General features: G+C 32.2%; 12 protein-coding genes and 1 tRNA gene. 10 read left to right on the forward strand and 3 right to left on the reverse strand.

Annotation, left to right across the window (positions count from 1 at the left end):
* Window positions 1-222: 222 nt before the first annotated feature.
* Window positions 223-1,365: an acyl-CoA dehydrogenase gene (locus tag ABD690_RS08400; RefSeq protein WP_344729349.1), complete on the reverse strand. Its 1,143-nt coding sequence runs from the start codon at window positions 1,363-1,365 to the stop codon at window positions 223-225.
* A 50-nt stretch (window positions 1,366-1,415) separates the two neighbouring features.
* Between ABD690_RS08400 and ABD690_RS08405 the strand changes: the two genes are divergently transcribed.
* The 9 genes from ABD690_RS08405 (at window position 1,416) to ABD690_RS08445 (ending at window position 9,460) form a co-directional block, all read left to right on the forward strand.
* Entirely contained in the window at window positions 1,416-2,519 is a 1,104-nt protein-coding gene (locus ABD690_RS08405; protein WP_344729351.1) for an anhydro-N-acetylmuramic acid kinase, read from the forward strand.
* Window positions 2,520-2,587: 68 nt separating this feature from the next.
* On the forward strand, window positions 2,588-3,814 hold the full coding sequence (locus ABD690_RS08410; protein ID WP_344729352.1) for a Glu/Leu/Phe/Val dehydrogenase dimerization domain-containing protein: 1,227 nt from the start codon (window positions 2,588-2,590) through the stop codon (window positions 3,812-3,814).
* Between the two features lie 7 nt (window positions 3,815-3,821).
* The gene (nhaD, locus tag ABD690_RS08415) at window positions 3,822-5,219 is read left to right on the forward strand and encodes a sodium:proton antiporter NhaD (RefSeq protein WP_344729354.1); all 1,398 of its coding nucleotides are present in this window, start codon (window positions 3,822-3,824) and stop codon (window positions 5,217-5,219) included.
* Between the two features lie 57 nt (window positions 5,220-5,276).
* Window positions 5,277-5,969 (forward strand): MotA/TolQ/ExbB proton channel family protein, encoded by a 693-nt coding sequence (locus ABD690_RS08420; RefSeq protein WP_344729357.1) that lies wholly within the window; start codon window positions 5,277-5,279, stop codon window positions 5,967-5,969.
* On the forward strand, window positions 5,969-6,361 hold the full coding sequence (locus ABD690_RS08425; RefSeq protein WP_344729359.1) for an ExbD/TolR family protein: 393 nt from the start codon (window positions 5,969-5,971) through the stop codon (window positions 6,359-6,361). The genes ABD690_RS08420 and ABD690_RS08425 overlap by 1 nt, the downstream gene beginning before the upstream one ends.
* Before the next feature lie 2 nt (window positions 6,362-6,363).
* On the forward strand, window positions 6,364-7,254 hold the full coding sequence (locus tag ABD690_RS08430) for an energy transducer TonB (RefSeq protein ID WP_344729361.1): 891 nt from the start codon (window positions 6,364-6,366) through the stop codon (window positions 7,252-7,254).
* A 2-nt stretch (window positions 7,255-7,256) separates the two neighbouring features.
* Entirely contained in the window at window positions 7,257-8,477 is a 1,221-nt protein-coding gene (locus ABD690_RS08435; RefSeq protein WP_344729363.1) for a bifunctional folylpolyglutamate synthase/dihydrofolate synthase, read from the forward strand.
* A 64-nt stretch (window positions 8,478-8,541) separates the two neighbouring features.
* Window positions 8,542-8,616: transfer RNA gene (locus ABD690_RS08440), tRNA-Val, on the forward strand.
* Between the two features lie 73 nt (window positions 8,617-8,689).
* Window positions 8,690-9,460, forward strand: a complete 771-nt coding sequence (locus ABD690_RS08445) for a response regulator transcription factor (protein WP_344729365.1) — start codon at window positions 8,690-8,692, stop codon at window positions 9,458-9,460.
* Between the two features lie 127 nt (window positions 9,461-9,587).
* Here the strand turns inward: ABD690_RS08445 and ABD690_RS08450 are convergent, their stop codons facing one another.
* Together ABD690_RS08450 and gldJ are read right to left on the reverse strand one after the other, a co-directional pair.
* Entirely contained in the window at window positions 9,588-10,856 is a 1,269-nt protein-coding gene (locus tag ABD690_RS08450) for a UDP-N-acetylmuramoyl-tripeptide--D-alanyl-D-alanine ligase (RefSeq protein ID WP_344729367.1), read from the reverse strand.
* A 64-nt stretch (window positions 10,857-10,920) separates the two neighbouring features.
* On the reverse strand, window positions 10,921-12,609 hold the full coding sequence (gene gldJ, locus ABD690_RS08455) for a gliding motility lipoprotein GldJ (RefSeq protein WP_344729369.1): 1,689 nt from the start codon (window positions 12,607-12,609) through the stop codon (window positions 10,921-10,923).
* A gap of 274 nt (window positions 12,610-12,883) precedes the next feature.
* Between gldJ and porU the strand changes: the two genes are divergently transcribed.
* Complete coding sequence (gene porU, locus ABD690_RS08460) at window positions 12,884-16,774, forward strand: type IX secretion system sortase PorU (RefSeq protein WP_344729371.1); 3,891 nt, start codon at window positions 12,884-12,886, stop codon at window positions 16,772-16,774.
* The last annotated feature ends 19 nt before the right edge of the window (window positions 16,775-16,793 follow it).

Here is a 16,793-nt window from a genome sequence, read left to right on the forward strand (position 1 = left end):
TTTTATTCTAATTTAGGTAAACACTTTAGACATATCTTTGACTTTTATAACGCTATTTTAGATTATAATGAAAACTATAGCGTTGACCTTACTATTAAATCTAGAAATTCTTGCGCTGAAGATGATACTGGTATAATTTATCATAGCAAATAAGTTATAAACTTTAATAAAATAAAAAAGCCTACCGTAAAAGGCAGGCTTTTTTATTTTAAATTATTTGTTTTATGCTTTTAAAACACCTCTTGAAATAACAATTTTTTGAATTTCAGAAGTTCCTTCATAAATTTGAGTAATTTTTGCGTCTCTCATAAGGCGCTCTACATGATATTCTTTAACAAACCCGTTTCCACCGTGTATTTGAACGGCTTCAACACTTTGTTCCATAGCTACCTTGCTGGCATAAAGTTTTGCCATAGCACTAGACATGTCATAATTATTACCTTGGTCTTTGTCCCAAGCAGCTTTCATTACTAACATACGTGCTGCTTCTACTTCTGTAGCCATATCTGCAAGTTTGAAAGCTATGGCTTGATGGTTTGATATTTCAGTACCAAATGCTTTACGTTCTTTACTATATTTTAATGCTAATTCATAAGCTCCAGATGCAATTCCAAGTGCTTGAGCAGCAATGCCTATACGACCACCAGAAAGTGTTTTCATTGCAAATTTAAAACCAAAACCGTCTTCTCCAATTCTATTTTCTTTAGGAACTTTAACGTCGTTAAATTGAAGTGTATGTGTGTCACTGCCTCTAATTCCTAACTTATCTTCTTTTGGGCCTATATCAAAACCAGGAGTTCCTTTTTCAACAATAAAGGCATTAATGCCTCTATGGCCTTTTTCTCTATCAGTTTGGGCAATTACTAGATATACTTCAGCTCTACCGCCATTTGTAATCCAGTTTTTTGTACCATTAATTACATAATGATCACCCATATCTATAGCTGTTGTTTTTTGAGAAGTGGCATCACTACCTGCTTCAGGTTCACTTAAACAAAAAGCACCAATGCATTCGCCAGTAGCAAGTTTGGTTAAATATTTTTGTTTTTGTTCTTCAGTTCCATAAGCCTCAAGGCCATAACAAACTAGAGAATTATTCACTGAAACCATTACAGAAGCAGATGCATCTATTTTTGAAAGTTCTTCCATAATAAGTACATAAGAGATGGCATCCATACCACTTCCTCCGTGTTTTGGGTCTACCATGATTCCCATGAAACCAAGTTCTCCCATTTTTCTAACTAATTCGTCTGGGAAAGTTTGTGTATTATCGCGTTCTATAACACCAGGAAGTAATTCGGTTTGTGCAAAATCTCGTGCGGCATCACGAATCATAAGGTGTTCTTCTGTAAGAGTAAAATCCATAAATAATGATTATTGAATTGATAAAAAATGATTACAAATATAGGTGTTTAATGGTATTTTTTCAATCAACTATTGTTATTTTTACAGACATGATCAAGAAGCATTATAATGTTATAGGAGTGATGTCTGGTACTTCATTAGATGGTATTGATTTGGTTTATGTGACTTTTACTTTAAATGATATATGGGAGTTTACAACAGGTTATTCTGAAACCTATGTGTATCCTGATAAATGGAAGCTACAATTAAGTAATTTGACAGATATGTCAATTAAAGACCTTAAAGTGCTTGATAAAAGTTACACAGTTTTTTTAGCTGATAAAATAAATACTTTTATTAGAGATAATAATCTAGTCGATGTTGATTTTATTGCGTCTCATGGTCATACAGCTTTGCATCAACCAGATTTAGGTTTAACTTATCAAATAGGAAATTTACCTGAAATTTCTAAAATCTTAAATAAAATAGTAGTATGTGATTTTAGAACCCAAGATGTAACGCTAGGAGGTCAAGGAGCACCATTAGTTCCTGTTGGTGATAAATTACTGTTTTCTAATTATGATTATTGTATAAATTTAGGAGGATTTGCTAATATATCTTCAGAGTTTTCGGGTAATCGTATAGCATATGATATTTGCCCAGTTAATATAGTTTTAAATTATTACGTAAGTCAATTAGGGGAGCTTTTTGATGATAAAGGAGCTATTGCTAAATCTGGAAATGTACATCAAGAATTATTAAGTAAGCTTAATAGTTTAAAGTTTTATGAAAAGAGTCACCCTAAATCGCTAGGTTTAGAATGGGTTAAAGAAAATGTATTTTCACTCATTAATAAATACAATATAGATACGAAGGATATTTTAAGAACTTTTATAGAACATATTACTGATCAAATTTCAAAAGAGATAAATAAAACAAAAAAATCCTCTGTTCTAATTACAGGAGGAGGTGCTTATAACACATTTTTAATAAGTAAAATAAGAGAGAAAACTAAACACAAAATTAGTATTCCTAATAGCACAATAATTGAATTTAAGGAAGCCATAATTTTTGGTTTTTTAGGTGTTTTAAAACTTCGTAATGAAGTTAACAGTCTAGCCAGTGTGACTGGAGCTAAATTCAATCATAGTTCAGGTGTTGTTTATAGGATATAAAATTATTATAAATTTAATATTTAAGGGTGTTTAGTTTTTTATATTTGTCAATATAATAACACTAACTAATGAAAGAATTACTTCACAAATATGAGGCTAAAGAGCCTGAAATTATATTTAATTGGAAAGATCCTGAAACCGAAGCAGAAGGCTGGACGGTAATAAACTCATTAAGAGGCGGTGCAGCTGGAGGAGGAACTAGAATGCGAAAAGGTTTAGACATGAACGAGGTTTTATCACTTGCAAAAACAATGGAAGTAAAATTTACCGTATCAGGACCAGCCATAGGAGGTGCTAAATCAGGAATTAATTTTGACCCTAAAGACCCAAGAAAAAAAGGTGTTTTAGAACGTTGGTATAAAGCGGTTTCACCTCTGTTAAAAAGTTATTACGGAACAGGAGGCGATCTAAATGTAGATGAAATACATGAGGTTATTCCTATTACAGAAGAAAGTGGTGTTTGGCACCCACAAGAAGGTGTTTTTGAAGGACATTTTAAACCTACACAAGCTGATAAAATAAACCGAATAGGCCAATTGCGTCAAGGTGTTATCAAGGTAATTGAAAACCCAAACTTCTCACCAGATGTAAAAAAGAAATATACCATAGCAGATATGATTACTGGTTTTGGAGTTGCTGAAGCCGTAAAGCAGTATTATACCATATATGGAGGCTCTGTAAAAGGGAAAACAGCCATAGTTCAAGGGTTTGGTAATGTTGGTGCTGCAGCAGCTTTTTATTTGTCTCAAATGGGGGCGAAAATTGTAGGTATTATTGATATAGCTGGAGGATTGATTAAAGAAGAAGGGTTTACTTTTGATGAAATTACAGAGCTGTTTTTAGCCAAAACAGGAAACACGTTAGTTCATGATAATCTCATTCCTTTTGAAGAAATGAATAAAAAAATATGGAGCTTACAAACTGAAATTTTTATGCCGTGTGCAGCCTCAAGATTAATAACAAGAGGTCAAATAGATCAAATGATTGATAGTGGTTTAGAAGTTATATCTTGTGGAGCAAATGTTCCTTTTGCAGACAAAGAAATATTTTTTGGGCCAATAATGGAACATACAGATAAACGCGTAAGTTTAATTCCAGATTTTATTTCAAATTGTGGTATGGCTCGCGTATTTGCTTATTTTATGGAAGGTCGTGTACAAATGACAGACGAAGCTATATTTAATGATACTTCAAATATTATAAAGCAAGCCATACAAAACGTATATAATCAAAATAATTCACAAACAGGTATTAGTGAGACAGCATTTGAAATCGCATTAAGCCAACTTATATAGAGACCTTATGGAAACAGCAATTATTTTAGTATTCGTAATAGGTTATTTAGCCATTACTCTAGAGCATAATTTAAAAATTGATAAACTTATACCGGCATTGGTTATGATGGCCATATGTTGGGCGTTAATAGCTTTAGGTCTGGACAGTTTTACACAATGGTTTAATTCAGCTGAACATGCTTTATTAGACAATTTCGGATTGTTAGGTCATGAAGAGAAGTTACATCTTATGGAGGAAACTTTACTTCATCATTTAGGTAAAACTGCTGAAATTTTAGTGTTTTTATTAGGAGCAATGACCATCGTTGAAATCATTGATTATTTTGATGGATTCTCAACTATAAAAAGCTTTGTAAAAACAAAAAGTAAAAAACGTATTCTGTGGATATTTGCTTTTCTAGCATTTTTCTTGTCAGCTATAATTGATAACTTAACAGCAACTATAGTCCTTATTTCTATATTACAAAAACTAATCCATGATAAAGATGTACGTATTTGGTATGCAGGTCTTATTATCATTGCCGCAAATGCAGGAGGTGCTTGGTCTCCTATCGGAGATGTTACAACAACAATGTTATGGATAGGTAAAAAAGTAACTACAGGACATCTATTTGTTTACTTATTTATACCGTCATTATTATGTATGCTTGTACCAACATTTATAGCATCATTTTTACCGGCATTCAAGGGGCAATTAAAAAACAATGAGGAACAAGATGAAAAACCTAAAAGTAGATTTAGTGCAACTATGCTTTATTTAGGATTAGGAGGTATTGTTTCTGTACCAATATTTAAAACAGTTACTCACTTACCTCCATACGTTGGTATGATGTTGGCATTAGGAGTTGTAGCTGTATTTGCTGAAATTTATAGTAGTTCTAAATTTACACTGACTCATGCTGAGCACCAAGGAGGAGATTCTGAAGGACATCATAGTCCGGTACATCATTCACTATCTAAAATAGAAATGCCAAGTATTTTATTCTTTTTAGGTATATTAATGGCTGTTGCTGCATTAGAGTCATTAGGAATTTTATTTGGTTTTGCTCAATCCTTACAAGATAATATGCCTATGCTAGGTACAGAGTTACATCATGAAGGTGTTTCTGACGTTGTTGTATTATTATTAGGAGTAGGTTCTGCAGTCATAGATAATGTACCGTTAGTAGCAGCTAGTTTAGGAATGTTTTCTCAACCAATTGATAATGAGTTATGGCATTTTATAGCATATTCAGCAGGAACAGGTGGAAGTATGTTAATCATTGGTTCTGCTGCAGGAGTGGTAGCAATGGGAATGGAGAAAATCAACTTTTTCTGGTACCTTAAAAAAATCTCTTGGTTAGCCTTGTTAGGTTTCCTAGTAGGTGCAGCTGCATTTATGGTAACAAGAACCTTAATTCCTTAATAAGGAATGTAATTTGTAGCAAAAAATAACGTTATTCAATAAAATAAAAGATAGTAAATGATAAATACTTTAATACAAGATGGCGCAGAATTGCTTAATGAAGAAGAGCCTGTAGAAAAAACCCTATCTATTATAGAATTAATTAGTAGTGGCGGAGTAGCAGGTCAAATCATTATAGGTATATTATTTATATTACTAGTTGTAGCTAGTTATATTTATTTTGAAAGACTGTTTGCAATTAAAGCAGCTTCTAAAATAGATGCCAATTTTATGAATCAAATAAAAGACCATGTAAGTAATGGAAAAATTGATTCAGCTCAAATGCTATGCGCTCAAGTAAATACGCCTGTATCTAGATTGATAAATAAAGGTATTACTAGAATAGGAAAACCATTAGAAGATATAAATACTGCAATAGAAAATGCAGGAAGATTAGAAGTTTATGGTTTAGAAAAAAATGTTAGTGTATTAGCAACAATATCAGGAGCAGCTCCTATGATTGGTTTTTTAGGTACAGTTATAGGTATGATTTTATCTATTTTTGAAATTGCAAATTCTGGAGGTCAAATAGATATTAAACTTCTAGCAGATGGTTTGTATACAGCCATGACAACAACAGTAGCAGGACTTATAGTTGGTATTGTAGGCTATATTGCTTATAATCATCTCGTAGTAAAAACAGACAAAGTGGTTTATCAAATGGAAGCAAATTCTTTAGAATTTTTAGATCATTTAAACGAGCCTATTTAATGAATATTAGAGGAAGAAATAAAGTAACACCAGAATTCAATATGTCATCAATGACAGATATTGTTTTTTTGTTATTAATATTTTTTATGCTAGCATCAACCTTGGTAACAACAAGCGCAATAGACATTTTATTACCAAAAGCTAGCGGAAAAACCGAAAACAAAAAATCTGTAGCTGTTAGTATAACTAAAGATTTAAGGTATTATATAGATCAAAAACTTGTAGGAGAAAGTGTTTTAGAAAATGAATTACTTACGGCTTTATCAAGTCAAGATAAACCAACTATAGTTTTAAGAGCAGAAAAATCTGTTCCTGTAGACAATGTGGTAAAAGTAATGGATATTGCAAATAGAAATAAATTTAAAGTAATTCTTGCTGTAAAACCCCAATAAACATGAGGTATTTAAAGACCAAACACGAACGTAATTCAGCAAAAATAACAGCACTTTTAGTGTTGATTATTCTACTGTTATTGTTTGTGGTAGGTCCGCCTTATATGGATCCTCCGGAGGAATATGGTGTTGCTGTCAACTTTGGAAACTCAAGTGTGGGTTCTGGTAATATACAGCCAACAAAACCTGTAAAATCAGAGCCAAGAGAAATTCCAAAGCCTCCTCAAGAGGCAGTGCCTCAACCTCAAGAGAGTCAACCAGAAGCTGCTTCAGCAGAAAAAACTAAAGCTGAAGATGTTTTAACTCAAACAAACGAAGAAGCCATTGCCATAAAAAAACAAAAAGAAGCTCAAGCAAAAGCAAAGGCCGAAGCAGAAGCAAAAGCTAAAGCAGAGGCAGACGCCAAGGCAAAAGCTGAAGCAGAAAGAATTGCAAAAGAAAAAGCCGAACAAGAAGCCAAAAAGAAAAAACTGGATGCTTTAATAGGCGGAGTAAGCAAGTCTAATGGTACTGAATCTGGAAGCGAGGGCGATGATAACCAAGCAGGAGATAAAGGACAACTTAACGGAGACCCTTATGCTCCTAGCTATTTTGGTGGCCCAGGTAGTGGTAGTGGAGGCGTAGGTTATGGACTTAATGGCAGAGGAAAAGCTACTTACAATAAGTTGAAACAAGATTGTAATGAGTCTGGATTGGTAATTGTAAAAATTATAGTAAATAGAAACGGTAATGTAATAGAGGCAATTCCAGGTGTAAAAGGAACAACAAACACAGCACAATGCCTTTTAGAACCAGCAAAAAAAATCGCACTATCTCATAAGTGGAGAGCTGATAGTAATGCACCAACAAAACAGGTAGGTTTTGTAAAAGTAAACTTCAATTTAGGGCAGTAGTCATGACATATCAAGATACTATTGATTGGATGTTTTCTAGGCTACCAATGTATCAAAGACAAGGTAAAATAGCTTATAAAGCAGATTTAGAAAACACTATTCGCCTTGCAAAACATTTAAAGAATCCTGAAAAATCTCTACATGCAATTCATGTAGCAGGAACTAACGGAAAAGGCTCTACAAGTCATATGTTGGCTTCTGTTTTACAAGAAACAGGCTTCAAAGTAGGATTATTTACATCACCACATTTAAAAGACTTTCGTGAACGTATCAAAGTTAATGGTCGTTTAGTTAGTAAAGCATTTGTTATAGGTTTTATCAAACGAAATAAAACGTTTTTAGAAGCTAATAAACTATCTTTTTTTGAAATGACTTCTGGGATGGCTTTTGAGTTTTTTAAAAAACAAAACGTTGATATAGCTGTTATAGAAGTTGGTTTAGGTGGCAGATTGGATTCTACAAACATAATAACACCTAAAGTTTCAGTGATTACTAATATTGGTTTAGATCACACGCTGTTTTTAGGGAACACGTTAAAAGAAATTGCTAGAGAAAAGGCAGGTATTATAAAACCTCAAGTTCCAGTTGTTATTGGTGAGACACAAGAAGAAACGACTCCTGTTTTTAAAGGTATTGCAAAACAGAATGATAGTTCTATTTATTTTGCAGACCAATTAATAAAAAAAACTTATGAAAGCGATTTAAAAGGAAGCTACCAACAGAATAATATTAAAACTGTATTACAAACACTAAAAATTCTAAATGGTGTTGAACATTACAGCATTTCAAAATCCTCTATCATAAAAGGACTAAATAATGTAGTAAAAAACACAGGATTGCAAGGAAGATGGCAAGTTATTCAAAACACTCCAAAAGTAATTTGTGACACAGCTCATAATAAAGAAGGCTTAACGTATGTGTTTTCTCAAATAAAAAAAGAACCTCATAAAAGTTTACATATAGTATTTGGCGTAGTAAATGATAAAGATGTCACTTCAATTTTGTCACTTTTTCCAAAAAAAGCGACATATTATTTTTGTAAGCCTAATGTTCCAAGAGGATTTGATGAAAAAAAATTACAAAGCATATTTTTGTCAGAAGGCTATATAGGAAAAAGCTATAGTAGTGTAAATGAGGCTGTAAAAACGGCAAAAGAAACAGCAAATGATGATGACTTAATATTCATTGGAGGCAGTACTTTTGTAGTAGCAGAAATTTTTTGAATTTTTTTTCAAAAAAAGTTTTGAGATATCAAAAAGTGCTCTATATTTGCAGTCCAAATAACAAGGGCGCGTAGCTCAGTTGGTTCAGAGCACTTGGTTTACACCCAAGGGGTCAGGGGTTCGAATCCCTTCGCGCCCACAGAAATTAAAACTCTAAAGATTTTCTTTAGAGTTTTTTTTTGTGCTAAATTTGTAAGAACTATCTTTAGTTTATGATTGCAAATAAAATTAGGAGCCTTTATAAAGACATTTTTAAGTCTTATGATAATCCATCTTTAGAAAAACATATAGAGAAGATTATTGAACTAGATACATACCTTCCTCATAGCTCAACGTTTTTTTGTATTACCAATACTCAAGACCTAACTTTTGAATATATAAGTAAGAATATGTACCCTTGTGTAGGTCTCGATATAGAAAAGCTAAAACAAGACGCTATGAGATACTTTTGGAGTAGAATACATCCAGAAGATGTAGAACAGTGGTTAGCGGCTTTAAACGCGTTAATGGAGTTTACTTTGAGAGAGATTCCTGAAACCGTTAGAAAGAAGATGAGCTATACTTGGAATTATAGGTTTAAAAATGGAAATGATGAGTATGTAAATATTATACAAAATACTACTCCTTTAGAGTTTGATAGTGCAATGAAACCCATTATTGGGCTGGCGCACTATACAGTATTAGATCCTAAAATTAAACTTCAGGTTACTGCAACAGCAAAATTCTTAAATGATAATAATGAGTATGAAACATTATACTTTAATAATTTTTCACAAAAACTACTAGCAAATACTGTTAGTAATAGAGAAAGGGACATAATTAGACTTTTGGTGTTAAGCTATTCTAGTAAAGAAATAGGAGATAAATTAAACATTAGCCCTAATACTGTTGATACCCACAGACGAAATATTTTAAAGAAATTAAATTTAAACTCAACAGGGGAGTTAGTAGGTATGTTAAAACTGAATAGACATTTAATATAAAAAATACTCAATTTGAGTATTGCGTATACTTAAAAAGATTCAGAATTTTACACTGCTATTAATTAATTTGTAGGGAATTATAAAAAGGCCATAGCCTAAAGTATTTATTTACTTTAGGCTTTTTTAATTATATCAAGTCTATAATACGCTCAAGTGCCATGCCTCGAGAGCCTTTTATTAAAATATAAGCGTTGTTAAACTTTTTAGTTTCCAAAAACACTTTTAATGATTCAAAACTATCAAATGTGTTTATACTCTTATCTGTATGAGATGTTTTGTGAAAATTTTTACCTGTTAAAAATACTTCGGCAAATGAATTGTTATCTAAATAACTTATGATTGCTTGGTGTTCAAAATCAGAGTCTTTTCCTAGTTCAAACATATCTCCTAAAAAAAGAATTTTGTTTTCATGTTTTATCTGATGAAAATTTTCAAGAGCTGCTTTCATGCTTGTTGGATTTGCATTATAAGCATCTAATAAAATGGTATTATCTCCTTTTTTAATAAGTTGAGATCTGTTGTTACTTGGTGTATAATTTTCTATTGCGTGTTTTATATTGTTTAGAGATACTTTGAAATGATTACCTATAGCAATAGCAATGGCAATGTTTGTATAATTATATTTTCCGGTAAGTTTAGAGTCTATTTTAGTATTTTGATATGAGACAGATACATAAGGTTGGCATTCTAAAAAAGAAATGGTTTCATTGTTAAAAGAAACAATGTTATTATAGCCTTTTGTTTGAGTTATTTGAACTAAATCATCAGTATTTATAAAAATTGTTTTATTGTTTTCTTTTAGGTGATTGTATAGTTCAGATTTAGCTTTTATAACACCTTCAATACTACCAAAACCTTCTAGATGGGCTTTTCCAAAATTTGTGATAACACCATAATCTGGTAAAGCTATATTGCATAAAAAAGCAATTTCATTAGCATGGTTTGCACCCATTTCAACGATACCTATTTCTGTTGCGCTTGTCATCTTTAATAGCGTTAAAGGTACTCCTATGTGATTATTAAGGTTGCCTTTTGTTGCACTGGTTTGATATTCTTGTGACAAGACTTCGTTTATTAGCTCTTTAGTGGTAGTTTTACCATTGCTTCCTGTTAGAGCTACTATAGGAATATTTAGTGTTATCCTATGGTGAGTAGCCAGTTTTTGTAATGTATCTAATGTATTACTTACTAATATGCAATGATCGTTTAGTAAACCTTCTTTGTTATCTACAATACAGTATTTAGCTCCTTTTTCTAAAGCTTGTTTACAAAATTTATTTCCGTCAAAATTATCTCCTTTTAATGCAAAATAGATATCATTAGGTTCAATGGTTCTAGTATCAGTAGATACGTTGTTGCTATTTAAATATAGCTGATATATTTCTTCAATTTTCATAAAATAAATGTAAAAAAAAAGTCCTGATAATTATCAGGACTTTTTTAAATATTGTTAAGTGAAATTAGTTTTTACTCTTATTTCTTCCTTTAGATTTTGATCCAACTCTAGACATTGCGCATCTAAACCCAATGTAGTCTGTAGCCATATCTTGAGGGAAGTAACGACGTTGAGCAGGGTCTAACCAGTACTCTCTATCTTTCCAAGAGCCTCCTTTGTAAACACGAACTTCATCGTTGATTAAAGATGTTCTTTTGTCAGACTTGTCATATTCTCTAATCAATTGTCCTGAAGAATCAGATTCTACATGGTGCTTTGGAGAGTTGTACATTTTACTTGTCATTGAATTTTTATCACCGTCTTCCCCAAATTCATCTTCGTTAAAACTATCTCTGTAGTAACGAGAAGAACGCTTATCGCCATCTCTAAAGTTTCTATTGTCACTTTTATCGAAGTTAGATCTTAAGTACGTTTCGTTTTCGTCTACTGCTACTTGTAAGATTTCTCCTGGAAGGTTTCTTGCAACTACTTTTCCGTTTGGTAATGTATCATAAACAATATCATCTGTTGTTACTAATTTTACAGTGCCATCTTCATTGATTGCATTTTTAGTATATACGTTCCCACGGTAGTAGTTAAAATCATTAAATTCATCATCAACAATTGGTCGGTATACATCAGCAACCCATTCAGCAACGTTTCCAGCCATATCGTATAAGCCAAAATCGTTTGGTTGATATGATTTTACTTTGTTTGTAATATCGGCATTGTCATCAGACCATCCTGCGATACCTCCATAATCACCTTTACCTTGCTTGAAATTAGCCAATTGATCACCTTTTATTTTACGTCTTCCAGATCGTGTATATTGACCATCCCATGGATATTTTTTTCTTCCTCTATATATGTTATAACTTCTAACTTCTGTTAACCCTAAAGCTGCATATTCCCATTCTGCTTCTGTTGGTAGTCTATATTTTGGAGAGATAATACCAGTTTCTCTTCCTGCATATACATTAATAGTGTCTCCAGAAGCTGTTGTTTGTGGTCTTCTTCTAGTGTTTTGTGGGTTTGTTAAACTGTCATTCCCTCCATAAACTTCTTTAGGAGCGTTGATGTAAGTGTCTGTATTGAATGTTTGCCCAGCTTCTACACTAGTAATTTTTGCATCTCTTGCAATGTACCCAGCATTTTCTAAATACATTTCGTTTACACGATCAGATCTCCAGTTTGCAAATTCAACCGCTTGAATCCAACTAACACCTACAACTGGATATTCTCCATAAGCAGGGTGGCGTAAATAGTTTTCAGTCATTACTTCGTTATAACCTAATCTATTTCTCCAAACTAAAGTATCTGGTAATGCACCGTCATAAATAGCTTTAAAGTTTTCGTCTGTTGGAGGATAAATGCGTTTAATCCAATCTAAATATTCAGTATACATTTTATTGGTAACTTCTGTCTCATCCATATAAAAAGACATAACGTGTTGTTGGTTTGGTGTGTTGTTCCAATCATGCATTACATCGTCTTGAACTTGTCCCATTGTAAAAGTACCACCTTCTACAAAAACTAATCCAGGAGCTGTTTCTTGCTCTTGAAATTTTGTATTGTACTGAAAACCTCCATCTTTAGAGTTTATATCCCAACCTGTTGCTCTAGAACTGTTTGAGCTAGAAGATCTTTTACAACTAGTGATAGTTATTGATATTGCTAACACTAACAATACCTTAAATGCTGTTGTTTTTTTCATATCTATACTTAATTAGGTAAGCCATTTATATTTTGGAGCCGCAATATAAGAATTATCGGTTATAATACAAGCAATTTTTTAAATTTTAAACAAGAAAAAAATGTATTTCATCCTATTTATTGTGCGTTACATCGATGTTTTTTTAAATTTTCAACTCCCTTATTGTAGCTTAATAACGTGCGGTTTTTTATTTTATTATTGTAAATTTGAAACGTTTTTTTAAAAAAAAATATTTTATAGTAATAACCTACAAAAATTAGCGTTATTGTAAACAATGAAAAAGAAATCTTTACTATTTGCATTTTTGCTTTTCCTCACTATGTTTTGTTTTTCTCAACAAAAACGTTTTGAAATACAATGGACTGGCACCAAAACTCTCTCTAATGAAACCTTTTCTTTAGAGGTTCCTGCTTTTAATGATAAAAACTTTAATTATAGTCTAGATAAGGGTTTACAATTTATAGAACAGTGGGATGTAGCACAAGCTTTAAATGAACAATCAGTTAGCGTTACTAATGTTTCTTATCAGAACATTTCTAGAAATGAACTAAAAGGGCTTAACATCAATAACATTCCTAATACGTTAACATATGAATTAAAAAATGCTGTTGCTAGGAATAAGCGTTCTGCTTTTTTTTCAATTTCACCTATTGTAAAACAAAACGGCGTTTTTAAAAAAATAACAGCATTTACTATAAATTATGCTAATGGAAATGTTGCATCAAGAAATAATTCTTTTTCTAGTAATGCTATAATAAATTCTGTTCTTGAAACTGGTCAATGGTTTAGGTTTTATGTAAACAAATCAGGAGTTCACCAAATTTCAAAAGCATTTTTACAGCAAATGGGTATTAATATTAATACCATTGATCCGAGAACAATAAAGCTTTATGGAAATGGTGGTAAAATGATACCGTATGCTAATTCAGAACCATACCCAATAGATTTACAAGAAAACGCTATTCGTGTTGTTGGTGAAGAAGACGGCTTTTTTCATGAGTTTGATTATATTCTATTTTATGCACAAGGACCAGAAGGAGATATTGATGATACAACTATAAACACTCATATAAATCCTTACACTGATACATCATATTATTACATTAATATAAGCCCCGGAAATGGAAAGCGAATACAACCTTTTTTACAGCCATCTGGAAACCCTGATATAACCATCAATACATTTCATGACTATCAATACCATGAATTAGATGAGTATAATTTGGTTAACGTAGGTCGTAGGTGGTTTGGTGATCGTTTTGATGTAGAAACAAATAAAACATTTGATTTTGTTTTTCCTGATTTAGTGACTTCAGAACCAGTGAAATTCAAAACAATAGTTGCATCAGCCTCTGAAGCTCCTACAAGTATGCAGGTAAAAATAAATGGTACAGATGTAGCAAATTTAGTTATTCCAGAAGTATCAGATAGTAACTTTGCTACGGAAGCTAGTTTTACAGATAATGTAACAGTAAATTCAGGAATGGTATCAGTAAATTATAATTTTGATAATTCCAGTAATCCATCTGCTTCAGGTTATATAGACTATATTGCTTTAGAAGCAACAAGAGCTTTGAATTTTCCTGGAACACAATTTAAGTTTTATAATAAATCAGTAGCACAAACATCTGGAATAGGTGAGTATAATATGACTAATGCATCACAAGTTTCAGAAGTATGGAATATTACAGATATATACAATGTTACAACATATGTTAATTCAAATGCTAGCGCTAATATTAGTTTTAAATCAACACTTGGTTCGTTAAAAAAGTATGTAGCCGTAACACCTTTAAATTATTACCAACCATTATTAGCTCCAAATCCTTTTGTGTTTAATCAAAATCTTAAAGGGACCATTTTTCAAAATGAACAAGGACAGTTTCAAGATATAGATTACTTAATAATTACACCTGCATTATTATATAATCAAGCAGAACGTTTAGCACAAATAAATAGAGTGAATAATGGATTAACTGTAAAGGTTGTTACACTAGATCAAATTTACCTAGAATTCAGTTCGGGTAATCAAGATGTTGGAGCTATTAGAAACTTTGTGAAATATGTATATGATAATGCAAGCTCACCAGAAAACAAGTTGAAGTATTTGTGTATGTTTGGAGATGCTTCATTTGATTATAAAGATAGAATCCAAAATAATACCAATATAGTCCCGTCATGGCATGCCTATGAGAGTTTTAATTTAACAAGTTCATTTATTTCAGACGATTTTTTTGGTATGATGGATAGTAATGAAGGAAGTATGCATACGGCAGATAAATTAGATATTGCTGTAGGTAGAATTCTTGCAGCTTCTCCACAACAAGCAAATGAGTTGTTAGCAAAAATAGAAAACTACTACAGTCAGGCTTCTTACGGTAATTGGCGAAATAATTTTGTTGTAATATCTGATGATATTGATGAAGAATGGGAGCGCGTTTTACAGGAAACTACAGATCATATTGCAGATGAAGTATCAACAGAAAAACCTTTTATTAATGCAATTAAAATTCACGCAGATGCTTTTCAACAAGAGTCAACTGCAGGAGGACAAAGATATCCTACAGTAAATACAGCTGTTATAAACGCTATTGAAAATGGCGCATTGGTCGTAAATTACTTTGGGCATGGTGGTGAAGATGGTCTAGCTCAAGAACGTATTTTTGATAAGTCTGAAGGAGAAAATCTTAATAATGTTTGTAAGCAGACCTGTTTTATAACAGTTACCTGTGAGTATACCAGGTTTGATAATCCGTTCAGGCCAACAGCAGGAGAATTTATTTATTGGAATAAAAATGGCGGAGCAATCGGACTAATTACAACGACGAGACAGATTTTCGTTAATGTTGGTATTTCATTTAATACCACATTAGATGAATACTTGTTTTCTTTTAGTGATAATGATGATTATGACGATTACGAATATCCAACAATGGCAGAAGCTTTAAGGTTAACAAAAGTTGATCCTCAAATTTCAGGTATAAGCCAAAGACGATTAGTGTTTTTTATTGGAGATCCAGCAATGAAATTAGCGTTTCCAGAACCCCAAATACGATTAACACACATTAATGATAACCCTATCGGAAGTAATTCTGATGTGTTACAAGCATTAAGTCATGCAAAGCTAGCAGGGGAAGTTACAGATTTGTCAGGAAATGTGCTTTCAAATTATAATGGAGAGCTTTCTGCAACAATTTATGATAAAAATGTAGAACGACAAACATTAGCCAATGATAGAGTTAGAGAAGGGAATCAGCTTATAATTATGGATTTTGAAACACTAGGTTCAATTATATTTAGAGGACAAGCAACCGTAACAAACGGACAGTTTGAATTCGATTTTATAGTGCCTAGAGATATTGGTATTCCTGTAGGACTAGGCAAAGCAAGTTTTTATGCAAAAAATGGAGAAACTTTTCAAGATCATACAGGCGCAAATGTTACTGAATTAAGAATAGGTGGTTTAAATGAAAATGCGCCAGAAGATAATCAAGGCCCATTAATAAACCTTTTTATGAATGATGAAAGTTTTGTTTCTGGAGGTATCACAAATGAATCACCAAGCTTACTTGTTAAACTTGAAGATGAAAACGGTATAAATACCGCTAGTGGTATTGGTCATGATATTGTAGCTATTATAGATGGAGATGAGACAAACCAATACGTCCTTAACGATTATTACCAAACAGATCTTGATGTTTATCAAAAAGGAAGTCTCACATACCCATTTAGAGACTTGTCTCCAGGACTTCATACATTAACTGTAAAAGCTTGGGATGTATATAATAACTCATCAACATCAGAAATACAATTTGTAGTATACGATAAAGATCAAGGTCTCGTTATAGATCACGTGCTTAATTACCCTAATCCGTTTGTAAATTATACAGAATTTTGGTTTAATCACAATAGTCCTGAACCATTAAACGTTACGGTACAAATATTTACAGTATCAGGTAAATTGGTAAAAACACTTACAGGACAAACCAATACAGCCCAATGCTGTAATCAAGGAGGTTCAACACTTTCAAGAGATATCATTTGGGATGGACGCGATGATTTTGGAGACCGCATAGGAAAAGGTGTTTATATCTATAAACTTACTGTAGTTTCCAGTACAACGAATAAACGTGCCGAAAAAATAGAGAAACTTGTTATACTATAATAATAATTTATATTTGTCA

The organism is Corallibacter vietnamensis (assembly GCF_039537875.1).
GTDB classification, from domain to species: Bacteria; Bacteroidota; Bacteroidia; order Flavobacteriales; family Flavobacteriaceae; genus Corallibacter; species Corallibacter vietnamensis.